The organism is Paenilisteria rustica (assembly GCF_013820765.1).
Classification (GTDB): Bacteria; Bacillota; Bacilli; order Lactobacillales; family Listeriaceae; genus Listeria_A; species Listeria_A rustica.
This window is the reverse complement of record NZ_JABJVM010000015.1, coordinates 27,215-49,859: the sequence shown is the minus strand read 5'-3', so window position 1 is coordinate 49,859 and position 22,645 is coordinate 27,215. Positions and strand designations below refer to the sequence as shown.

The window sequence follows — 22,645 nt, the reverse complement described above, 5'->3', positions numbered from 1 at the left end:
GCCTAGTCCACTCCTTTTTTTATCTCCTCTAACCATTTTTGCTGCTGGTCAGATAAAGTATAACTTTCAAGTAAGTCTGGTCGGCGTTCCCATGTACGGCGCAATGACTCGCGTTCTCGCCATTCTTCGATCAATTTATGATTCCCATTTAAAAGTACTTCCGGAACCTCCATATCGCGAAACTGCGCTGGTCGCGTGTAGTGCGGGTGCTCAAGCAGGCCTGTAGAAAAAGAATCCGTCACTGCCGAATCCGCATTTCCAAGCGCCCCAGGAAGCAGACGAATCACACTATCCATCATCGCCATCGCTCCAATTTCGCCACCCGTCAAAATATAATCACCTATCGAAACCTCATCTGTGACCAAAAACTCGCGAATCCGCTCATCATAGCCCTCATAATGACCACAAATAAAAATCAAATGTTCCTCCTGCGCAAATTCCTCCGCCAATTTCTGATCGAATCGTTTGCCAGCTGGATCCATCAAAATAATCCGTGGTTTCGTGTCTGGCGTTCTTTCCCGTAGCGCTTCCACTGCCGAGAAAATCGGTTGCGCCTTCAAAAGCATACCAGCGCCGCCGCCATATGGATAATCATCAACCGTTTGATGCTTTCCTTCTGCATATTCCCGAAAGTCCGTAATAGAAACATCCACGAGTCCTTTTTCAATTGTTTTTTTTATAATCGAATTCCCCGTCATGCCATCAAACATCGTTGGAAAAATTGACAAAACATCCATTTTCATTTAGTCAAACAATCCTTCCATGACCGAAATCGTGATTTTCTTATCCTTGATGTTAACCGACTGCACAACGTCCGCGATATACGGAATCAGCTTGTCTTTCTGGCCCTTCGTCTGCACGACCCACACATCATTCGCGCCAGGCGTCAAGATTTCACTAATCGTTCCGAGTAGTTCGCCTTCCTCCGTGTACACCTCACACCCAATAATCTCGTGGAAATAATACTCGTTTTCCTCCAAATCACCAAGCTGCGATTCCGGCACTTTCAGCATCCCGTCCCTCATTCGCTCGACATTATTAATACCAATAATCCCCTCAAACGTCAACAAGTCAAAATTCTTATGCTTCCGATGCGTCTTAATAACCAGTTTTTCAGGCTTCTTGCTATCCTTTGCGAATAAAAATAACTCATTCCCTACGGCAAAACGCTCATCCGCAAAATCTGTCTGCGAAATAACGCGAATCTCTCCCATTAAACCATGTGTATTCACTATTTTTCCTACATTAAACATCTGCTCCATGCTCTCACCTCTAGCGTATTTCTATTATAACATCATCTTTTACTACAATCGTTTTCGCAAAAATGGTCTCATCCCAAGCATCGCCAACCGCAACATCTAGGATTGCCTCCAATTCTCGCTCTTTGATTTCACTTCCAATCGGTAAAATTTCTAGCTGCTCGACTTGGAATTCAATAATTTTTACTTTCTCCTGCCGCATTTCAATTTCTTTCGCAAAATAACTATTTACCGATTCTTGATTAAACTTATTTTTGTGCTCCATCTTTTTTTGTTCAAAATGCAGCTGATCACTTTCTTTTTGTAACGTTTGCCGTTGTTCTAAGTAGAATTGAAACAATTTCTCTTTACTTTTTTCCGTAAGAATTTGTTTCACAGTCACTTTTTGGATAATTTTCATGAGGAACCCTCCTTTTATCCGGTGATTGCGTGTTTCTTTTATTGTAACACATGAAAAGCTGAAAGAGCACGTTTATGTTGATGAGCTTTCAAACCATCGTTTGGTTTGATGTTGTGAGTCAATAGGCAGTAGAGCGGCGCGAGACTGACAACCAATTTAATTGTTAGAGGGCGCAGTGAAAGTCCTCTTTTGACTTTTACGGAGGCCGCGAAATTTCCGAGAGGTTGGCTCTTGAAGCTGGATCCGGAGGCGCGAAAAGCGATATCACAGAAAGCCAATCTTTCTCCCCACTCAAAGAAACTGGAAACCAGCATCAGAAAAAACACCAATCACTATTCACCCATAAGTCCCAGCGCTGCGTTCACATGCATACTGGGGTTCTCTTAGTCTGCTGACTTCTTATTCGTCTATTAGTTTGTTCTTGTTCTGTATTTAAGAGCACTAATGGATTACCTGCTCACTGCGTTCACATGCATATTGAGGTTCTAATTCAGCATACTACGCTTCATAAGAACCACAACAAAAACCACCTCACAATTTAATGTGGGGCGGTCATTCAATGATTTCGAGACGTACTTTCTTCTCGCTACGGTTGCCTGAGGCGTAGACAAGGGTACGAATCGATTTCGCGATCCGTCCCTGCTTGCCTATCACACGGCCCATATCATCTTTGTTTACTGATAACTTATAAAGAAGGCTTGTAGCGCTCTCTTCCACCGAGACAACAACGTCATCTTGGTGATCAACAAGAGGCTTTACGATGGTTAGAATTAAATCCTCCATAGCCATGACCTTTATTACTTACCTAGTTTTGAATTGTGGAATTTTTCCATAATGCCTTCATTTGACAACAAGTTACGAACTGTGTCAGATGGTTTCGCACCGTTATGCAACCATTTTAAAACTGCTTCTTCGTCGATTTTCACTTCTGCCGGGTTGAGTAGTGGATTGTATGTACCCACTGTTTCGATTGAACGGCCATCACGTGGAGAACGAGAATCTGCAACTTGAATACGGTAGAAAGGTTTCTTGTTAGAACCCATACGTTTTAAACGAATTTTAACTGCCATTTATATATACACCTCCATAAAGTCTTACACAAGTATATATATTACCAGTAAAGGATTTGTTTGTAAAGTGTTTTTTCTTTACAGCTTCATTTTTTCTTTATTTTTTTCTGGCAAACTGCTTGTTATTCGGTTTAAATAGCGACAGTAGCCAGAAATATTATGTTCCACATCATCAATTCGAACGCGGAACGAATGGTGGCGAATAAAGAAACTATGCAGAATACGCGCCGGATTTTTGTAATACATTGCCAGTTCTGGATAGAAAAAACCATTCAGTTGATAATCCGCACGTTTTTCGATGGTACGTTCTAATTTTTCCCGATTAAAACCTTCGAGCAAATAAGCTTTGTTTTCCGCCTCAATCCGTTCGCACATATCATGCGTGGCCACAGTCAGCTCTAAAAAGGTTGGAAATGTTGTTTCGCGATCGTGAATAAAATCCAAACGACCGGAAGCATTCTTTAAACCAAATTCAAAATAGCGATCTTCCGGCAAGTATTTCGTTATTTCATTCGTACAGTAGCTGAGCCAATGATCATGATTTTTCCAGTACTCTTTGTCAATAAAATGATCAAAGGCTTTCGTAGCAACGTCCAACCAGCGTGCATCACGATCAAGATCATATAAACGTAGCAAGCCCAAAACAGCTTCTCCATCATAATAGATAATCCGAAAAGCGTCTTTTACTGCGAGGGTTGGGTATTCCAAAACATGAATAAACCGACCACCTTCCTGTTGTTGATCACAAATTGCATTGGCTAATTTCTGCGAAAGCGCCAAATAGGTGTTATCGTTAGTCACCTGCATATATTTCGAAAAAGCCAAAATCGCTGCTGCATTCGCGCCTAGCTTAATCTCATTGTTATCGCGTTCAATGACATAAGCGCGGCTTTCCAGCTCCCGAATCAGGTCAATAGCCAAAAAGCGCAATGCCTTTTCAGCTGCCTGCAAAATTTTAGAATCGCCAGACACTTCATAGGATTCCAGCATCGAATACGTGGAACTCGCATGACGTAAACTATTATAATGTTTTATTTTCTTATCAAAACAAGAGAAATAACCATAGATAAATTCGCCATCCACACCAACTTGATCTGCCAAATACGCACCAGATTGCTGGATGAGCTCCTCCACTTCTGAAGGTTCCAACTGTGCAATAATGCGTCGCCCATGATTTAATTCCCCACTATAAAGCGGCAAAACAACCTCTCCATCAAAATAAAAACCAAGCGTATCAAAAACAATGACTTCCGAATCCGCCTCGATTTCTAATTTCCCACGTTCCTTATGCGACTGTATCAAATAGCGATTTAAATTCTCCACATTCAGCGCTAATCCATCCTCGTTCGGCTGTATCATCGCGTTTCCATTGACTTCTTGCTCCAACAAAGCCGTGTGAAAGCCCTTATCAAATGAAACACCGAGACGGCAATAATTTTTCTTCGTATGTAGCGCCATATCGTTCCATTCCGAAAAAAGCATCGCCTCGAACTGGTAAGCAGCGTCAATTTTAAAATGAGCATCGTGTTTGTCTATTTGAATCAATTTCATAACTCCACTTTTGTTTTAACAGGAATAATAACCCAGTCTATTTCAGGATAGCGCAGGCAAAGAGATTTGAAAACTTGATACTAGTTATTTTTTGGTATTTATCTGAGTAGCATGGGGAGGTAGCCATTTTTGATGTTATGAAAGTCATTATGCCGCAACGTTTTTGAATCATGAAATTGAAATATATTATATTCCGATTTCAAATAATTTCTTTTCAATACAATCTCAAAATAGGGTTTCATCAGATACGTACAGGGTATCTTATCCTAGTAACATGATTTCAATTAGATTGAGGGGGAAATGTAATGACAAAGCGCAAGAAAAAAAGTTTCTTAGGATTACTCTTTTTATTCGCATTATTGATTGGGGTTTCTATCTTTAGTACAGATACGAAAGCGGCAAGTGTTAGTTTGTTAAAAAATAGCACATTGACATCGACATATGATAATTCCGAGCTTAATTTAATTCTAACCGGGGAGACACCACTAGAAATCTCACTTTTACAATCGCAGTACGTAGCTTTTAAAGTAGATGACCAACTCAAACCGTTACTGGCTAATCCACAAGTAGCAAGCTCATTTAAAATTTATTATAACGTACCAACTCTACTTGGTAATAAATTTGGTACACTAACAAATCTCTCCGTGGACGCAAACACTGGCGTGGTTTCTGCACGCCTTCCATTAAATTTGTTGACCATTGCTGCTGGCCGAACAGCAACCTACCAGCTAAGTGGAGATATTACAATTCCAGCTGGCTCATATGGATTCAAAGCAGTCACAGCTGATGGACTGATCAATTTGCCATTATTAGGGGCTAGTGGCGCGGTATCAACTTTAGATGTAGTTGGCCCACATCTTGACTACTTCTTTGCAGAATATTCTACTATAGGCGGTGACCGTGGTACCTACCTAGATATTTTGGGAGGTGTTCTTGGATCTGTAATCGATGTTTCCGTGCCATCGATTGGGTTTCATGAACAAGCCACGTTAGAAGCTCACCCTAATGGCCCGTTTGCTGAGTTCCTATTCCATACGTATTTATCAGAAGGGACGCCAATTGTGATTATTGTAACAGAACCGAATGGCACAGTATATACCGAGCATATTATTTTCACCAATTAGTAATCCCATTTTGTATTAATAGCAAAGGGTAGGACATCTACAATGGTACCTATAGAATGGACACTTCAAAAAAGAAGTTCATTCTATAGGTACTTTTTGTATACTCAATAAAACAATGACTCCGTCAGAAAGGAAGCAATCATGAGCAAAAAACTATTCTCGAACGCCGAAATCCAAAAATTAAAACAAAATCCAAATGTAAGAAACGTTTCGCCACGCACCATCACATACTCCGACGCTTTCAAGCGTATCTTTGTAGAGCGTTATTTAGCAGGAGAATTACCACGCGCTATTTTTGAAGCACACCATTTTGATGTTGCCATCCTTGGGATGAAACGTGTCGAGCAATGTGCCAGCCGCTGGAAAAAAGCCTATGAAAAAGACAGTGTCATAGGTTTGATGGACAATCGTAAAGGGGCTCAAAAAAATCTCAAGCGAGTACTGACACCTGAAGAGACAATCCAACGACAACAAGCAAGAATAGCTGTATTAGAAGAACAAGTAGAGGTTCTAAAAAAGCTCGAGAAGATAGAAGGAAGGTGCTTCATAAGAAAAAATAAATTAACAACGGCTATGAAATTTCAATGGATTCAAACACTGGTCTCAAATAACAACTTTTCTCGCTACGTTAGCTATTTCTGTAGTTTATTAGAGGTGTCTAGATCTGGCTATTATCGGTATCTACAGTGTCAATCGCAGCGAACACAGCGAGAAAATCAAGACGAAGCATCGCGTGATATGCTTTCCATCGTCGCGGTTTCAAAAAGGGCGCTAGAAGTATCAAAATGATACTAGAGAATGAATTTGGCATCATTTATAGCCGTAAGAAAATCCGTAGGATTATGCGGAAGTACGACATCGTTTGCCCACATCGTAAACCGAATCCTTATAAACGAATTGCCAAGGCAACCCAAAAGCATCGCGTCATTCCAAATCAATTGAAACGCCAATTTAAGCAAGCTATTCCCGGAAAGGTCCTACTCACAAACACTACCTATCTTCCCTACGGCAAGCGACAAATGGCCTATTTATCGACCATTAAAGATGGTTCCACCAATGAGATTTTAGCTTACCACACGTCCGATAGAATCACATTAGACATTGCGATACAAACGATTAAAAAGCTCAAAAAACGGAAATATAACTTACACAAAGATGCCTTTATTCACTCCGATCAAGGAAGCCTTTACACTAGCCCTATCTATCAAAAGATCTTAAAAAAATACGACTTAGGCCAATCTTGTCTCACCGAGGAAACTGCTGGGATAACGCTCCGCAGGAGTCCTTATTTGGCCATTTTAAAGATGATATTGTTTGATACCCTAGCCGCCCTGAAATCGAAAATAGACTACTATATGATTTACTATAATAATTATCGCTATCAATGGAACCTCAAAAAGATGGCTCCCGTATAATACAGAAACCATCTTCTAACAAGTGCTTAATTCTTTTTTTATAAGTATCCTTGACATGGGTACCACTTTAAACATAGCTTTTCGCTATGTTTTTTTATTTCTTTTTTATTAAAACGGCATTTTAAAATTACCTAATCCGCCACGTTTTTTCTTGCCTTTTCCACCCGCACCGGACATCTGTTTCATCATTTTTTTCATTTCATTAAACTGTTTTAAAAGTCGATTGACCTCTTGAATTGGACGTCCTGAACCGCGTGCAATACGTTTGCGTCGATTTGCATTAATGATATCCGGATGGTCTTTCTCCGCTTTTGTCATCGATTTAATGATTGCCTCAATATGCGTCAATTGCTTTTCATCAACGTTCATATTATCGAGACCTTTCATTTTATTCGCACCTGGCATCATTTTTAGAAGCTCATCAAGTGGCCCCATTTGGCGTACTTGTTGCAGTTGCTCCAAGAAATCATCCAGCGTCATCGACATATCTTTGACTTTCTGCTCAAGCTCACGCGCCTTGTCCTCGTCGACTGAAACCTGCGCCTTCTCAATGAGAGATAACACATCACCCATGCCAAGAATACGAGATGCCATTCGGTCTGGATGGAAACTTTCGAGTGCCTCCATCTTCTCGCCCATACCGACAAATTTGATAGGTTTCTCCGTCACAGAACGGATAGAAAGCGCCGCACCACCACGTGTATCCCCATCAAGTTTTGTTAAGACAACACCAGTAATATCTAACTGCGCATTAAAACTTTCCGCTACATTTACCGCATCTTGCCCTGTCATCGAATCGACAACGAGTAAAATCTCAGACGGATTAGCGATTTCTTTCACCGCTACCAATTCATCCATTAACTCCGTATCAATATGAAGACGCCCCGCCGTATCAATCAACACATAATCCAGATGATCCTCTTTCGCCTTCGCAATCGCCTGTTTGGCAATTTCGACAGGACTGACTTGATCACCTAGAGAAAAGACTGGCATATCCAACTGATTTCCCAACGTTTCCAATTGTTTAATGGCCGCTGGACGATAAATATCCGCCGCCACGAGAAGTGGTTTACGATTATATTTTTTACGTAGTAAGTTCGCAAGTTTACCAGTAGTTGTTGTTTTACCGGCCCCTTGAAGTCCAACCATCATGACAACAGTCGGTGGCTTATCAGCAACGGCAATCTTACTTTCCTCGCCGCCCATCAACGTCGTCAGTTCTTCTTGGACAATTTTGATGACTTGCTGACCAGGCGTTAGGCTCTTCATAACCTCGCTACCGACAGCACGCTCGCTTACTATTTTGATAAATTGTTTGACTACTTTAAAGTTAACATCCGCTTCCAGCAAAGCAAGTCGGACCTCACGCATCATTTCTTTTACATCCGCCTCATTCACTTTCCCTTTTCCGCGGATTTTGTTCATCGTTTCTTGTAATCGGCCGGCTAATCCTTCAAATGCCATGTGCGCCGCCTCCTAATCCATATTTTTAAGTTGTTGAAGCAGCCCAGCCACTTCATTGTCTAACACTTGTTCTTCCTGTAATCGTCGTTCCAGATGCTCAATTAATTGCTCACGCTCCTGATATTTCTTTAAAACGCCAAGCTTTTCTTCATAATTCTCGAGCACCGCCTCGGTCCGCTTAATATTATCATACACCGCCTGCCGACTCACCTCATACTCCTCAGCAATCTCACCAAGCGACAAATCCTCCAAATAATAAAGCGAAACATAGGACCGCTGCTTCTCTGTTAAAAGCGAATCATAGATATCAATCAAAAAATTCATCCGCGTCGTTTTCTCAAACATATCCGCATCGTTCCTTCCCTAGCCAAAACCCGCTTATACTATATAAGAATACGTGGAAAAATGGGGGATGTCAAGCATTGAAAAGCTGAAAGAGCCCGTTAGCCTCGACAGAAATTGTTAGGGGGCGCAGTGAAAATCCTCTTTTGATTTTTGCGGAGGCCACGAAATTTCCGAGAGGCTGGCTCTTGAAGCTAGCCCGACCATGAAGCAACCGCCAAACGAACGCAGAGCATGATTCCCGCTACACTAAGAATAGTATTTGCTCTTTATGGAGACTGCTCCAGTTTTCGAGGAGTTAGCTAAAAGGAAGGCAGTTTCATTGCATTCAACTGCCTATTGAGGTTCTAAAAAAGCACACTACGCTTTTCAAGAATCTCAACAAAGCTAGATCGGAGGCACAGGCCATAACGCGTACAAGGAGCGAATGCTCACTCTGTTCGCACTCGTATTGAGGCTCTAAATCGGCGAGTAATGCCTCATAAGAACCACAACATAGGGGGGGCGCAGTGAAAATCCTCTTTTGATTTTTGCGGAGGCCACGAAATTTCCGAGAGGCTGGCTCTTGAAGCTAGCCCGACCGTGAAGCAACCGCCAAACGAACGCAGAGCATGATTTCCGCTACACTAAGAATAGTATTTGCTCTTTATGGAGGCCGCTCCAGTTTTCGAGGAGTTAGCTAAAAGGAAGGCAGTTTCATTGCATTCAACTGCCTATTGAGGTTCTAAAAAAGCACACTACGCTTTTCAAGAATCTCAACAAGGAACGAATGCTCACTCTGTTCGCACTCGTATTGAGGCTCTAAATCGGCGAGTAATGCCTCATAAGAGCCACAACAAAGCTAGACCCAGCGTGAAGAAACCCCCAACCCCAAACATTTGTGCTATAATAAAAACATCTCAACGCTAAAGGAGCTATGCAAATCATGAGAAAAGTAGTTTTTTACGGCGCCGTTACCCTAGACGGATACCTAGCCGACCAAGACAATAGTTTAACCTGGCTATTCGAAACAGACACAGGCGAAGGGACCACCTACGAAAAATTCATCCAAAATATCGATGCAGTCGTCATGGGCCGCGTCACGTACGAAGAAGTTCTAAAGCTACAAAAAGGCGAACCATTTTATCCAGACCAAGAGGTATACGTTTTCACAAGAGACACGACTAAAACCTTTGAAGATACCCATACCATCCATGAAAACCCAGTTTCTTTTATTAACGAATTAAAAGAACAAGATGGAAAACCCATTTGGATTGTAGGTGGCGGCAACTTATTAAAACCACTTCTAGAAGCCAATATGATCGATGAGTGGTGGATTCAAATTACGCCTATCCTGCTTGGTAAAGGAAAACGGTTATTCGAAGAGGGCGACTATCTAGAACGCCTTGAATTAGTTGATACTACTTCTTTCGGCCAGTTTGTCGAGCTACATTACAAAAAAAGCGAAGCATAGGAAATAACCCGTTTACCAGAAAAACAATTCTGATAGACGGGTTTTTCTATCGCCTAAATAGTATTAGTCTTTAGCACCGTCAATAACATCTGCGAACAAACCATATACATATTCATTCGCATCGAAAGCTTGAAGGTCATCCATTTTTTCACCCAAACCAACAAATTTAACCGGGATATGCAGCTCATTACGAATCGCAATCACGATCCCACCTTTTGCTGTACCGTCTAATTTAGTGAGCACAATCCCGCTTACATCTGTCGCCTCTTTGAACTGTTTTGCCTGCACAAACGCATTTTGCCCAGTGGTCGCATCTAAGACAAGCAAGACCTCATGTGGCGCATTTGGCACCTCACGCGTGATGACACGTTTCACCTTTTCTAGCTCGTTCATTAAGTTCACTTTGTTTTGCAAACGTCCAGCCGTGTCACAGAGCAAGACATCCACGTTACGCGCTTTGGCCGCTTGTACCGCATCAAACATCACCGCTGCAGGATCACTGCCCTCAGCTTGCTTGATAACGTCCACACCGACACGTTCACCCCAAACATCTAACTGATCAATCGCCCCAGCTCGGAACGTATCGCCAGCCGCTAGAAGCACGCTCTTGCCTTGTGCTTTCAAATGATGTGCTAGTTTTCCGATTGTCGTTGTTTTACCAACACCATTCACGCCGACAAAAAGAATCACAGTCAAGCCCTCTGGTTGGATATTTAACTCTGGTAATTCTTTCTCTTCGCCGTGGTAAATCGCCACCAATTTCTCCACGATGACTTCCTGCACTTCTTTCGGATCCTGAATATTACGCAACTTCACCTCTTCGCGTAACTGCTCGACAAGCTCCATCACCGTTTCAAAACCAACATCTGCCTGAATCAGAATTTCCTCCAACTCTTCAAAAAATTCCTCATCCACTTTACGATAACGCGCCACAAGTTCATTCATTTTACCTGAGAAATTATCACGTGTTTTGGATAAACCATCTTTAAATTTTTCCGTAACAGAATCGGTTTGTTGCGTTAGTTTATCTTTTATTTTCTTAAAAAATGTCATCCGGTTTGCAACTCCTCTATTTGATTAGTTCTGCGGTTTCTTCTAAGCGTACCGAAACGAGCTTCGAGACGCCGGATTCCTGCATTGTTACACCGTACAGCACATCCGCTTCCTCCATCGTGCCCTTGCGGTGAGTGATAACGATAAATTGAATATTCGTTTCAAATTTCTTCAAATAACGACTAAAGCGCGTCACGTTCGCCTCATCAAGCGCCGCCTCCACTTCATCCAAAATACAGAATGGCATCGGACGCACGCGAATAATCGCAAATAATAAAGCAATCGCCGTTAACGCTCGCTCGCCACCCGAAAGTAGACTCAAGTTCTGCAATTTCTTGCCTGGTGGTTGCGCTTCGATATCCACGCCTGTCGTTAAAACTTCATCCGGATTTTGTAAAATAAGTCGCGCCTGCCCACCACCAAAAAGTTCAGGGAAAACAATCGCAAATTCCGCCTGAATCGCTGTGAAAGAGGCATCAAATCGCTTCTTCATCTCTTCATCCATCTCGTCCATCACTTGGAACAAGGTTGATTTAGCCTCGAGCAAATCCGTTTGCTGCCCATTTAGGAAGTCAAAACGTTCTTTAATCCGCTCGAATTCATCGATAGCGCCAATATTGACGACACCAAGTTCATCGATGGAACGTTTCAATAACCGGACTTTGGACCGCGCGTTATCGATGTCCATGTCTTCCACCTTGCGAGCTTTAGCCGCCTCAAAAGTGAGCACATAGGCCTCCGATAAGCGTTCTAAACGATTGTCTACATCCGCATCTAAACGACTCAGACTGACCTCTACGGTTGTTTTTTGCTCCATGTAAAAACTTGCTTGATTATGCTTTTGCTGTAGGGCTTCTTCTTGAACGGCCAAGCTTTCTTGTAGCGCCAGGCGTTTTTCGCGTAATTCATCACGTTTCGTTGCCGTTTGTTCCTTCGCCAAGCGCGCCTGCTCGATGATTTCAGCTAACTCTTCCGTACTCGTATGCACCGTTTCGAGGTTCGTTTGAAGCATCGCCAGTTTTGACGTAATCGCCTCTTTTTGGTTATAGTAATCAGTCATATCCGTTTCTAGCGTCAGCAAGGCTTGTTCTGCGGTTTGAAGCTGTTCACGACTCACTGCCACGCGGGATTTAAGTGTCGAATAACTTTCTTGATCACTCGCACGATTATGTTCTTGCTCTTTGCTTTGCTTCGTCATCCGCTGAATCTGTTCATCTTTATCAATAATCTCTAGCGCCAGCACCGTTAATTCTTGTTGCAATTTCTCTTTGCGTTCCGTCAATTGCTGATGCTCCGACGTGCCTTCCGCTTTCTCCATATCGTAAATTTGGAGCTGTTTGTTCGCTACGGCTAAACGTTCTTCCGCTCGCTCTTTTTTCCCGAGCAATTCCGTCTCTTGCAAACGAAGCGATTCGCCAATGGACCGTGCTTGTTCTAGCTGCTCTCGTTTTCCTTTGACTTCTTCTTTCAATGCCGTAAATTGTTTCTCCGTTTTCTCTACAGAGACTGTCATTTGTGCAATCGTTTTGCTCAAGTTTTCCAGTTCGTGTTTACGCGTCATGATAGATGATTTTCCTTGCGCCGTTGCTCCACCAGTCATCGAACCACCAGCGTTCACGACATCACCTTCCAACGTAACCACACGATATCGGAAGTTCACCAATTTTGCGAGTAGATTCGCGCCTTTTAAGTCCTTTGCCAAAATGGTCGTACCAAGCGCGTTCAAAATCACGTTTTCTACTTGGGCATCGTACGTTAAAACATCACTTGCCAACGCGACAAAAGCTGGTTGTTGCTCTAAGCTGTGTTTTGTCGCCATCGGAATTTGGCGTGGCTGAATCGTTGTCAGCGGTAAGAATGTCGCCCGTCCAGCTCGCGTCTCTTTCAAATAACCAATCGCTTCACGTGCCGCTTGATCATCGCGCACAATAATATGTTGGGCATTCGCACCAAGCGCAATCTCAAGCGCCTTCTGGTAATGCTCTGGAATCTCGACTAATTCCACAAACGCGCCCATAATCCCGTTCAACTTCTTCTTCGCCTTCAAAACTTCACGAACACCTTGGAAAAATCCAGCGTAATCATCCGCGAGTTCCGCCAATGTTTCCTGACGCGACTTCGCTTGTTGAATCGTTTCATATTGCCGATACATTTCACGCTCTTGTTTCGTGAAAACCGCTTCCTGTTTCGCCAATTCCTGCTGAACCGACTGATAATTTCCCATCTGATCCGTCAGTTTTGTCCGCATTTCTTCTAGATGTTTCGTCAAACTTTCGACATTCGCAATAATTTCATTTCGCTCTGAAATATGTTGCTGATTTTCATGATCCAGTTTCTCCGAACGACCTTGCATCTGCGACAACTGCCGCTCCAAATAACCAATATCATTTTTCATCGTCGTCTGCGTATGGCGTAACTCAATATAATCACTTTTCATGTTCTCAATTTTTTCTTCCGATAAGTTGCTATACTCCGCCAATTTGGCCTCAAGTACCTTCTTTTCTTTCAGGAAAATCTCGAGCGCCGTTTCTTTTTCTAGCTTATCTTGCAAAAGTACTTGTTTTTGTTCCTCAAAAGTCTTAATCTTCGCTTCCAGTTGTTGCAGATTTGCATGCATTGCCTGTTCGTTCTCGTTGCTATGTTTCTTCCGTTCCAGCGCCACATTTCGTTGCCCTTCCAATTGTTCCAGTCGCTCCGTTACAACGAGAAGTTCGGCCTGCGTCACGTCCATTTGCTCATCCATCTCCGCGAGCAGTTGCTTTTGCGCGAAAATCTGGGCTTCTTCCTGCTTAATTTCTGCTTGCATCGCCGTCAAAATTTCACCGTTCTTCGCAAATTCCGCTTTTTGGATTGCAATTTTTTCCGTGAACGCTTCAATTTCAGCCACGAGTAACGTCACTTCATATTTCTCCAACTCTTCCTGCTGGAATAAATAATCCTTCGCCACACTCGCCTGCATCTCAAGCGGCTCCAATTGCCCCTCTAACTCGTATAAAATATCCTGCACTCGGTTCAAGTTCTCTTCTGTTTCAAAAAGCTTGTTTTCCGCTTGCTTCTTGCGATGTTTATATTTCAAAACACCCGCCGCTTCTTCAAAAATCGAGCGCCGTTCCTCCGGCTTACTATTTAGAATCTCATCAATTTTCCCTTGACTAATAATTGAAAACGACTCGCGTCCAAGGCCCGAATCCATAAACAGATCCACGATATCCTTCAGCCGGCAAGACTGCTTATTAATCAAATAATCGCTGTCCCCATTACGGAAAATACGCCTTGTCACCGAAACCTCACTATAATCAAGCGGTAAAAACCGATCCTCATTCTCAAAAACAAGCGACACTTCCGCAAAATTAATTGGTTTTCGCGAATCACTTCCTGCAAAAATAACATCACCCATCCGACCACCGCGAAGACTTTTGGCAGACTGCTCCCCAAGTACCCAGCGAATCGCCTCGGTAATATTACTTTTTCCACTTCCATTTGGGCCTACTATCGCTGTAGTGCCCGGCACAAAATCAATTACCATTTTGTCAGCAAATGACTTGAAACCATTCATTTCTAATCGTTTTAATAACATGTCCGGACTCCTTCACCGCTTAGTTTTGGCGCAACGCTTGGATAGCGCTTTTGGCGGCATTTTGCTCCGCTTGTTTCTTCGTCTTACCCGTTCCAGCGCCGCGTTTTTCTTGGTTGATGGCAACAATTGCCTCGAAAGCCTTGCTGTGCGCAGGCCCTTTTTCATCTAGAATCGTATACGTAATCACGACATCACGGTCTTTTTGCACAATTTCTTGTAGCTGCGTTTTATAATCAACAGTTTGCTCAAAATAACCAGCATCGATTTTTGGAAACACAACGCGCTCGAGGAATCGCACGACCTTGTCCAGCCCTTGATCAAGGAATAACGCTCCAATAAAGGACTCAAACACATCTGCAAGCAACGCCGGGCGCGTTCTACCACCAGCCCGCTCTTCCCCGCGTCCAAGTCTCACATACCGCGAGAAGTTCACCATTTCCGCAAAATCAACGAGCGAAGGTTCACATACGATTGCTGCACGCATTTTCGTCATTTGCCCTTCCGCCATACTTGGAAATTTCGTGAATAAGTAATGCGAAACCGTCACCTCAAGCACCGCGTCCCCTAGAAACTCCAAGCGCTCATTATCCTGAATTTTTTCCTTGCGATGTTCATTCACGTAAGACGAGTGCGTAAAAGCCGTTTTTAGAAGATTCGTATCTGTAAATGTAAAACCAACACTTTCCTGTAATTCTTCCCAAAGATCCATCTGTAAAGCCCTCCATTTCAATCAACTAGACACATCAGAGCTTTATTTTCTAAACATCTTTTAAGAGAAGAGTCTGCTTAGAAAATAAACTTTAATGTGGAAAAAGAGGATGTCTAGGTGTGCGACAGAATTTTTAACCGGAATACCCGTCTAAAACAGTCTGTGCTACCTAGACACCCTCGTTCATTTGTTTAAAACAAGTCGGAATTATGCGTTCGCCTCTATGTATTTCACAGCGTCCCCAACTTTTTCAATATTTGCTGCATCATCGTCTGAAATTTCTACACCAAATTCATCTTCAAGTTCCATAACCAATTCAACAACGTCTAGTGAATCTGCACCTAGATCGTCTTTGAAGGAAGCTTCTAAAGTCACTTTAGATTCCTCGACGCCTAAACGGTCAACGATAATCTTAGTTACTTTCTCTAATACTTCTGCCATTGTTTACTTCACCTCCCTCCAAGTATTATATAGGATTTCTTCGTATTCGTAAACTATTAATTAAAAAAAGACATGAAAATATGCGCAAAAGCTCGGAAACTGGCGTATTTCAGCCTTATTTTCGACTAACTCCCAATCCAACTCCGTGCCGCCAAACTGCTGGGCGACGAGAAATGCCCAGATTCTAGGCAAAGTCGAGCACCGAAGCGGAGCGTACTGTGGTACGTGAGCATCGGAGCACAGACTTTAACGACGAAGATAGGTGTTTCTCGTCGCGCTGAAAGATTACATTGTCATGCCGCCATCGATTGCAATCGTCTGCCCCGTCATATAGCTTGAAACATCACTCGCTAAGAACAATACCGCATTCGCAACGTCTTCCACCGAACCATATTTACCAAGCGGGATTTGCGCTAACATTGCTTCTTTCGTCGCTTCATCTAACTCATCCGTCATTTCTGTAGCAATAAAACCTGGAGCGACCGCATTCACATTAATGCCGCGCGTCGCTAATTCACGCGCCGTCGTTTTTGTAAGGCCAATCACGCCGGCCTTACTTGCCACATAATTCGCTTGACCAGCGTTTCCAATCAAACCAACAACAGATGTGATATTAATAATTTTACCGTAGCGCTGTTTCATCATCGTACGAGAAACGGCTTTTGTGCAAAGGAAAACACCTTTTAGATTCGTATCAATAACCGCATCCCACTCGTCTACTTTCATGCGCATCAGTAGGTTATCGCGCGTAATACCTGCGTTATTGACTAAAATATCGATTCGTCCATATTTGTCTACCGCTTCTTTAAATAAGGCTTGTACGTCTTCCTCGACAGCAACATTGGCTTTCATCGCTGCGGCTTCTCCACCAGCTGCCACAATCTCACTAACGATTGCTTCTGCGGCTTCTTGAGAACCATTATAATTAAAAAATACCGTCGCGCCTTGTTTGGCTAGTGTCATGACGATTTCGCGACCAATTCCGCGTGATCCGCCTGTTACTAGGGCTACTTTTCCTGTTAAAGTCATTGTTTGGCTGCCTCCTTTAATTGTTCTGCTACTTCTTTGACAGAGGCAACATCACCTGCTGCAAGAATCGTTACATCGCGATTAATTTTCTTGATTAGGCCAGAAAGTACTTTTCCTGAACCAATCTCAACAAATGTATCCACGCCTTGTGCTACGAGATTTGTAATGATATCTTCCCACAAAACAGGTGAATAGATTTGCTGCACTAATTTTTCTGGGATGGCGTTTTTATCCGTGGTTGCTTTTGCATCAACGTTATTTACGACTGGAATTGTGCCATCTTGAAAAGTCACTTGGTCTAGTTCGGCTTGGAATTGTTCGGCTGCTGGAACCATTAATTTCGAGTGGAACGGACCGCTTACCGCAAGAGGTAACACACGTTTGGCGCCAGCTTCTTTCGCTTGTTCACCAGCTTTTTCAACGCCTGCTACGGTTCCTGAAATAACGATTTGACCTGGGCAATTGAGATTCGCTAACTGCACATCGTCGCCTGCTGTTGTGACAGAATCCGTTATAGCTCCAAGTGTTTCGCGATCTAAGCCTAAAACAGCGGCCATCGCACCTTGACCATTTGGCACGGCTGCTTCCATCAATTTACCGCGTCGGTGTACTAAATAAATCGCGTCCTCTGCAGTTAAAAATCCACCCGCAACAAGCGCGCTGTACTCCCCTAAACTATGTCCGGCAACGAAATCCGCCTTTACGCCATACGTTTCCAGCGCCTTTAAAATCGCCACACTCGTCGAAACAAGCGCTGGTTGAGCATTTTCTGATTTTGTTAAAAGTTCCATCGGGCCCTCTGCAATGATATCTGTGATAGCGTAGCCTAATTTAGCGTCAGCAGCTGTATAAACGGCTTGCGCTTCTTGATATTCTGCTGCAACATCTTGCCCCATGCCTACCTTTTGTGATCCTTGACCTGGGAATACGAATGCTATTTTACTCATCTTTCGTGCCTCCTTGATTTGCTTTATCTTGCTCTGCTTTTAAGTGACCGCTCGCGACCTCAGTAACGATTGTTTCGACAACTTGTTTTTGAACCATATCACGCGCTTGGCGAATCGTTGAAAAAATCGCTCTGGCATTCGATGATCCGTGTGCTTTAATAACCGGGGCTTGAACGCCGAATAAGCAGGCGCCACCGTATTCACTGTAGTCCATTTTCGCTTTTAATTCCGTCAAATCTTTTTTCAAGAACGATGCGGCGATTTTATTTTTGAAGCCATTTAGTAGACTCATTTTCATAAGACTGAAGAAGGCGCCAGCTGTCCCTTCGATGGATTTCAAAACCATGTTGCCCGTAAAGCCGTCTGTTACGATGACATCCGCGACATCCATCATGATATCCCGTGCTTCTACATTGCCGACAAAGTTGTACGCTTCTTGATTTTTCATCAATTCAAAAGCACGTTTTGTTAAATCATTTCCTTTTGTTTCCTCGGTTCCGATGTTGAGCAAAGCCACGCGTGGACGCTCGATTTTGCGGACTTTCTCAGCGTAAACCGAACCCATTAACCCAAACTGCAAAAGATGCTCGGGTTTTGCTTCGGAATTCGCGCCTAAATCAAGCATAACGAAGCCTTTTCCGGTAACGGTTGGCAATGTTGGTGCTAAGGCTGGACGATCGATTCCTTTTATGCGGCCAATCACGAACAAGCCAGTTGCCATTAAGGCTCCTGTGTTCCCCGCAGAAATACAGGCATCCGCTTCGCCATCTTTCACGGCTTGTGCGGCTAGAACCATCGACGCTTTCTTTTTACGTTTCACAGCACGGACCGGTTCATCATCACTTTCGATTTTTTCGTCCGTATGTATGACTTGGATACGCGTTTTATCAGCCAAATATTCATTGATTTTCACTTCATCACCAAAAAGGAGGAATTCTACATCTTTATACTGTGCGGCGGCTTTCATAACACCCAACACAATTTCTTTAGGCGCATTATCGCCGCCCATTGCATCTACTGCAATTTTCATTTCACGTCACTCCTTTTTTCTGTTGTATGGTACATCTCGAATTTTCCTTTTAAAACCAGTTCATCACCGACATAACTGTTGACATCCACAATTGTGATGGACTTACTATCGCGATCATCACGTACTTTCGCCTTCGCAATCACGCGTTCCCCTTCTTTTACAGAATGAATAAATCGAACGGTTGCCTGCGTTGTCAAGGCTAAATCGTTCGGGATAATAGCCGTTGCAAGCGAGTTGGCTTGGGCGAACAAATGATGTCCGCGGGCAATTTTATTTCGTTTGAAAACATGTTCTGGACCTACTTCAAAAATCGAAATAGCGCCTTTATTTAATTCAATATCAATGATTTCACCGATAATTTCTTCGATTGGAAGGGAGCGAACGGCATCTGCGTAGTTTTCGGAAGCCACATGCTTAATTCGTTCGCGAAGTTCTGGAATCGCAAGCGCAACCCGGTCTAGTCGAACCGTCTGCACACTGACTTGAAACTTTTCGGCCAGTTGTTCATCCGTGATAAATGGATTATCTTCAATGGCCTGGGCCAGCCGCGCTTGTCTTTCTTTTTTCGGATATTTTTTCATCTGCGTTCCCTCCTCTTCTTCTTTGAAATTTAACACCAGATACTAAGAGTAATATATAAAAAATGCTCCCAACATGCAAGTTATAAGGCTAGGCGTATTTCAGTAATCAGTCTAATTTCTGTTCACCGAAGACGCCATTTGCCTCGAAAAAGTCGCGTAATGGAGTGTATTCTGCTTGTTCTAAAAAGCCATCGTGGTAAATGATTTCAACAGCATCTTGACGGGCAATTTCTAAAACCCGATAGTCGTGCACCATATCGGCGACTTTGAATTCCGGGATACCGCTTTGCTTTTTACCAAAGAAATCGCCGGGACCGCGGAGTTCTAAGTCGCGCTCACTGACAACAAAGCCATCGTTTGTTTCGGTCATAATCGTCATCCGCTCCTTGCCGACTTCCGTTTTCGGATCAGCAATGAGAACACAGAAGGATTGTTCAGCGCCACGCCCAACGCGTCCACGAAGCTGGTGAAGTTGCGCGAGACCAAAGCGGTCGGCGTCATAAATAACCATCATCGTTGCGTTTGGAACGTTAACACCAACTTCGACAACCGTCGTGGATACGAGACAATCGATTTTGTGATCGTTGAAGTCTCGCATAATTTGATCTTTTTCTACCGATGGAAGTTTGCCGTGCATCAAGCCCGCGGAATGCTTGCCTTGCCATTTGCCATTTAGAATATTATACACATCGATAGCATTTTGAACGTCTAGTTTTTCAGATTCTTCAATAAGTGGACAAATCACGTAAGCTTGACGCCCTTTCGTGATTTCCTGTTCGATAAAACCAATGACGCGTTCGAGCATTTGATGTTTCACCCAATAGGTCTCGATTTGCTTCCGACCAGCTGGTAATTCATCGATAACCGACACGTCCATTTCACCAAAAGCCGTGATGGCAAGCGTCCGCGGAATGGGTGTCGCCGTCATGAATAACACGTCGGGAAATTCGCCTTTTTCGCGTAAAACTCGCCGCTGTTCAACGCCGAATCGATGTTGCTCATCCGTGATAACAAGTCCTAGCTTCTTAAAAATAACCTCGTCTTGAATGAGGGCATGCGTGCCGACAAGAACATCGATTTCTCCCGCTTCCAGTAACGCCAACATTTCACGTCGCCGCTTTCCTTTGACACTACTCGTTAGGAGTCCGACGGTCACATCGAAGGGTTGCAGTAAATCGACTAAAGAATTCGCATGCTGCTCTGCCAAAATCTCCGTCGGGACCATGAGTGCGCCTTGAAAACCACTTTTTGCTGCAGCGTAAAGTGCAATCGAGGCCACGACGGTTTTTCCTGATCCTACGTCCCCTTGAAGCAAGCGATTCATATGGAAATGCGATTTCATGTCGCCACATATTTCGTTGACCACTCGTTTTTGCGCACCAGTAAGCGGAAATGGCAAGCTCTCAATATAATGACGCAGATTATTGACATCATAATCAATCGACACCCCGCCAGACCGTTCCCGCTCAATTTTGCGAAATAGCTGCATTTTCAATTGGAACAACAGGAATTCTTCGTAAACCATCCGACGCCGCGCCTGCTTTAGCTCTTCCGGACTTTTTGGAAAATGTAAAAATTGAACCGCTTCCTGTCTGGAAATCAGCTGATATTTTTGCAACCATTTTTCAGGTAAAATTTCAATAATCAATTCCCCGTACGCGTCAAAAGCTGTCGTCGTGAATTTCAGCAACGTTTTATTGCGAATTGTACCTTTTAGCCTGTAAACCCCTTCTAGCGCTTCCTCCGAGGTTTGGTGTCCCAACTTATATTTACTCGCCGTAATTTGCGCGCGACCTTTATCCCATTTTCCCGAAACCGTCACAGCATCACCAACTGCCAGCTTTCCTTTTATGTACGGCTGATTGAAAAAATCGATTTTCACGACTTGATGCCCTGATGCAACGCGAAAAGACAGCTTCGATTTCTTCCTTCCATAGTAGGCGAGAGTAGGCTCGGTAAGGACTTCTCCTTGCACTGTCACCCGCTCCTCATGCGCCACTTCGGACAAATCCCGCAACCGATAATCCTCATACCGATACGGGAAATTGAAAAGTAAATCAGCTACTGTCTCTATATCCAATTCTTTTAACGTTTTTGCCGTTTCAGCGCCGACTCCTTTTACGTCAGTCACTGGAATATCATTCAGATTCTTCACGTTCCTCTTGCGGCGACAAACCAAAGATCTTTCTTTGTACTGCCCTACCAGTAGGTGTTGCCGCTAGACCTCCTTCGCCGGTTTCACGTAACGAACTCGGCATTTGTAGCCCAACACGGTACATTGCCTCAATCACTTCGTCACATGGAATTCTACTTTTGATACCCGCTAATGCCATATCCGCTGAAATCATCGCCTGTGAAGCTCCTAGCGCGTTACGTTTCACACATGGTACCTCAACAAGACCAGCCACCGGATCACAAACAAGTCCTAACATATTTTTCATCGTCATCGCCATTGCTTCGGCCGATTGTTCGGGAGTCCCGCCTGCCGCTTCCACAATCGCCGCCGACGCCATCGCACTCGCCGACCCAATTTCCGCCTGGCAACCACCTGCCGCACCAGAAATAAACGCCTTATTCGCCACGACAAATCCAAATGCCCCAGCTGTAAAAAGGAAGCGTAGCATATCATCACGCGACATGTTCAAGCGATCCTTCACCGCATAGAGCACACCAGGAACAACGCCAGCACTACCAGCAGTTGGTGTCGCACAAATTACGCCCATCGCAGCATTGACCTCATTTGTCGCAATCGCTTTAGCAACCGCATCTAAAATCGTCTCACCAGACAACATATTCCCTTTTGCAATATAGTCGCGCATCAGAACCGCATCGCCACCAGTCAACCCAGTAGTAGACTCAACGCCCTCTTCCCCGCGAACAATCGCCTCTTCCATCACTGTCAAATTACGATCCATCACGGCTAAAATCGTTTCGCGCGTATTGTTCGTTACGCTCATTTCGCGCTCAATCATGATTTCCGAAATTGGCTTATTATCGCGATTTGCAATATCAATAAGTTCTGCCACTGAGTGGAACATTTTTTAACCTCCTCATCATGTTTTTAATCGTGTTTGGCGCCTTTAGGATCTAGCTTTGTTGTGGTTCTTGGAAAGCATCGTTTGCTTTATTAGAACCACAATATGCAGTTGAATGTAACGAGACTGCGCTCCTTTTAGTCAACTCTTCAAAAGCTGGAGCTG

The 22,645-nt window shown here is 43.6% G+C and carries 20 protein-coding genes and 1 pseudogene; 3 read left to right on the top strand and 18 right to left on the bottom strand.

The window, feature by feature from the left end:
• Positions 1–2: 2 nt before the first annotated feature.
• From trmD to HPK16_RS12800, 6 genes are all read right to left on the bottom strand, one after another.
• On the bottom strand, positions 3–743 hold the full coding sequence (trmD, locus tag HPK16_RS12825; protein WP_181677337.1) for a tRNA (guanosine(37)-N1)-methyltransferase TrmD: 741 nt from the start codon (positions 741–743) through the stop codon (positions 3–5).
• Positions 744–1,262: a ribosome maturation factor RimM gene (gene rimM / locus HPK16_RS12820; protein ID WP_181677336.1), complete on the bottom strand. Its 519-nt coding sequence runs from the start codon at positions 1,260–1,262 to the stop codon at positions 744–746.
• 10 nt (positions 1,263–1,272) lie between these two features.
• Complete coding sequence (locus HPK16_RS12815) at positions 1,273–1,659, bottom strand: YlqD family protein (RefSeq protein ID WP_181677335.1); 387 nt, start codon at positions 1,657–1,659, stop codon at positions 1,273–1,275.
• A 552-nt stretch (positions 1,660–2,211) separates the two neighbouring features.
• Complete coding sequence (locus HPK16_RS12810) at positions 2,212–2,442, bottom strand: KH domain-containing protein (RefSeq protein WP_036072758.1); 231 nt, start codon at positions 2,440–2,442, stop codon at positions 2,212–2,214.
• Between the two features lie 14 nt (positions 2,443–2,456).
• A complete protein-coding gene (gene rpsP / locus HPK16_RS12805; RefSeq protein ID WP_036093318.1) occupies positions 2,457–2,729 on the bottom strand; it encodes a 30S ribosomal protein S16 in 273 nt (90 codons plus the stop codon).
• A gap of 78 nt (positions 2,730–2,807) precedes the next feature.
• A complete protein-coding gene (locus HPK16_RS12800) occupies positions 2,808–4,274 on the bottom strand; it encodes a poly(glycerol-phosphate) alpha-glucosyltransferase (protein ID WP_181677334.1) in 1,467 nt (488 codons plus the stop codon).
• Positions 4,275–4,585: 311 nt separating this feature from the next.
• On the opposite strand from HPK16_RS12800, the gene HPK16_RS12795 reads away from it, so the two are divergent.
• Both HPK16_RS12795 and HPK16_RS12790 read left to right on the top strand, forming a co-directional pair.
• Positions 4,586–5,404 carry a hypothetical protein gene (locus HPK16_RS12795; RefSeq protein ID WP_181677333.1) on the top strand — a complete coding sequence of 273 codons (819 nt, stop codon included), beginning with the start codon at positions 4,586–4,588 and terminating at the stop codon, positions 5,402–5,404.
• A gap of 141 nt (positions 5,405–5,545) precedes the next feature.
• Positions 5,546–6,819 (top strand): annotated as a pseudogene (locus HPK16_RS12790) (IS3 family transposase).
• 108 nt (positions 6,820–6,927) lie between these two features.
• Here the strand turns inward: HPK16_RS12790 and ffh are convergent.
• Positions 6,928–8,283, bottom strand: coding sequence for a signal recognition particle protein (gene ffh, locus HPK16_RS12785; RefSeq protein WP_181677332.1), 1,356 nt, complete (start codon positions 8,281–8,283; stop codon positions 6,928–6,930).
• A gap of 12 nt (positions 8,284–8,295) precedes the next feature.
• On the bottom strand, positions 8,296–8,628 hold the full coding sequence (locus HPK16_RS12780) for a putative DNA-binding protein (protein ID WP_181677331.1): 333 nt from the start codon (positions 8,626–8,628) through the stop codon (positions 8,296–8,298).
• 922 nt (positions 8,629–9,550) lie between these two features.
• On the opposite strand from HPK16_RS12780, the gene HPK16_RS12775 reads away from it, so the two are divergent.
• Positions 9,551–10,078: a dihydrofolate reductase family protein gene (locus HPK16_RS12775; protein WP_181677330.1), complete on the top strand. Its 528-nt coding sequence runs from the start codon at positions 9,551–9,553 to the stop codon at positions 10,076–10,078.
• Positions 10,079–10,141: 63 nt separating this feature from the next.
• Here HPK16_RS12775 and ftsY read toward each other — a convergent pair whose 3' ends face one another.
• From ftsY to sdaAA, 10 genes are all read right to left on the bottom strand, one after another.
• Positions 10,142–11,131: a signal recognition particle-docking protein FtsY gene (ftsY, locus tag HPK16_RS12770; protein WP_181677329.1), complete on the bottom strand. Its 990-nt coding sequence runs from the start codon at positions 11,129–11,131 to the stop codon at positions 10,142–10,144.
• 16 nt (positions 11,132–11,147) lie between these two features.
• Positions 11,148–14,708, bottom strand: a complete 3,561-nt coding sequence (gene smc / locus HPK16_RS12765; protein ID WP_181677328.1) for a chromosome segregation protein SMC — start codon at positions 14,706–14,708, stop codon at positions 11,148–11,150.
• Positions 14,709–14,727: 19 nt separating this feature from the next.
• The gene (gene rnc / locus HPK16_RS12760) at positions 14,728–15,417 is read right to left on the bottom strand and encodes a ribonuclease III (protein ID WP_181677327.1); all 690 of its coding nucleotides are present in this window, start codon (positions 15,415–15,417) and stop codon (positions 14,728–14,730) included.
• Between the two features lie 207 nt (positions 15,418–15,624).
• Positions 15,625–15,858 carry an acyl carrier protein gene (locus HPK16_RS12755; RefSeq protein ID WP_036060159.1) on the bottom strand — a complete coding sequence of 78 codons (234 nt, stop codon included), beginning with the start codon at positions 15,856–15,858 and terminating at the stop codon, positions 15,625–15,627.
• A 285-nt stretch (positions 15,859–16,143) separates the two neighbouring features.
• Positions 16,144–16,887 carry a 3-oxoacyl-[acyl-carrier-protein] reductase gene (gene fabG, locus HPK16_RS12750; protein WP_181677326.1) on the bottom strand — a complete coding sequence of 248 codons (744 nt, stop codon included), beginning with the start codon at positions 16,885–16,887 and terminating at the stop codon, positions 16,144–16,146.
• Positions 16,884–17,834: an ACP S-malonyltransferase gene (gene fabD / locus HPK16_RS12745; RefSeq protein WP_181677325.1), complete on the bottom strand. Its 951-nt coding sequence runs from the start codon at positions 17,832–17,834 to the stop codon at positions 16,884–16,886. Before fabD ends, fabG begins: the two co-directional genes overlap by 4 nt.
• Positions 17,827–18,864 carry a phosphate acyltransferase PlsX gene (gene plsX, locus HPK16_RS12740; RefSeq protein WP_181677324.1) on the bottom strand — a complete coding sequence of 346 codons (1,038 nt, stop codon included), beginning with the start codon at positions 18,862–18,864 and terminating at the stop codon, positions 17,827–17,829. The genes fabD and plsX overlap by 8 nt, the downstream gene beginning before the upstream one ends.
• Positions 18,861–19,445 carry a transcription factor FapR gene (gene fapR, locus HPK16_RS12735; RefSeq protein ID WP_181677323.1) on the bottom strand — a complete coding sequence of 195 codons (585 nt, stop codon included), beginning with the start codon at positions 19,443–19,445 and terminating at the stop codon, positions 18,861–18,863. Before fapR ends, plsX begins: the two co-directional genes overlap by 4 nt.
• 106 nt (positions 19,446–19,551) lie before the next feature.
• Positions 19,552–21,600 (bottom strand): ATP-dependent DNA helicase RecG, encoded by a 2,049-nt coding sequence (gene recG / locus HPK16_RS12730; RefSeq protein WP_181677322.1) that lies wholly within the window; start codon positions 21,598–21,600, stop codon positions 19,552–19,554.
• Positions 21,584–22,483: an L-serine ammonia-lyase, iron-sulfur-dependent, subunit alpha gene (sdaAA, locus tag HPK16_RS12725; RefSeq protein WP_181677321.1), complete on the bottom strand. Its 900-nt coding sequence runs from the start codon at positions 22,481–22,483 to the stop codon at positions 21,584–21,586. Before sdaAA ends, recG begins: the two co-directional genes overlap by 17 nt.
• Positions 22,484–22,645 lie beyond the last annotated feature (162 nt).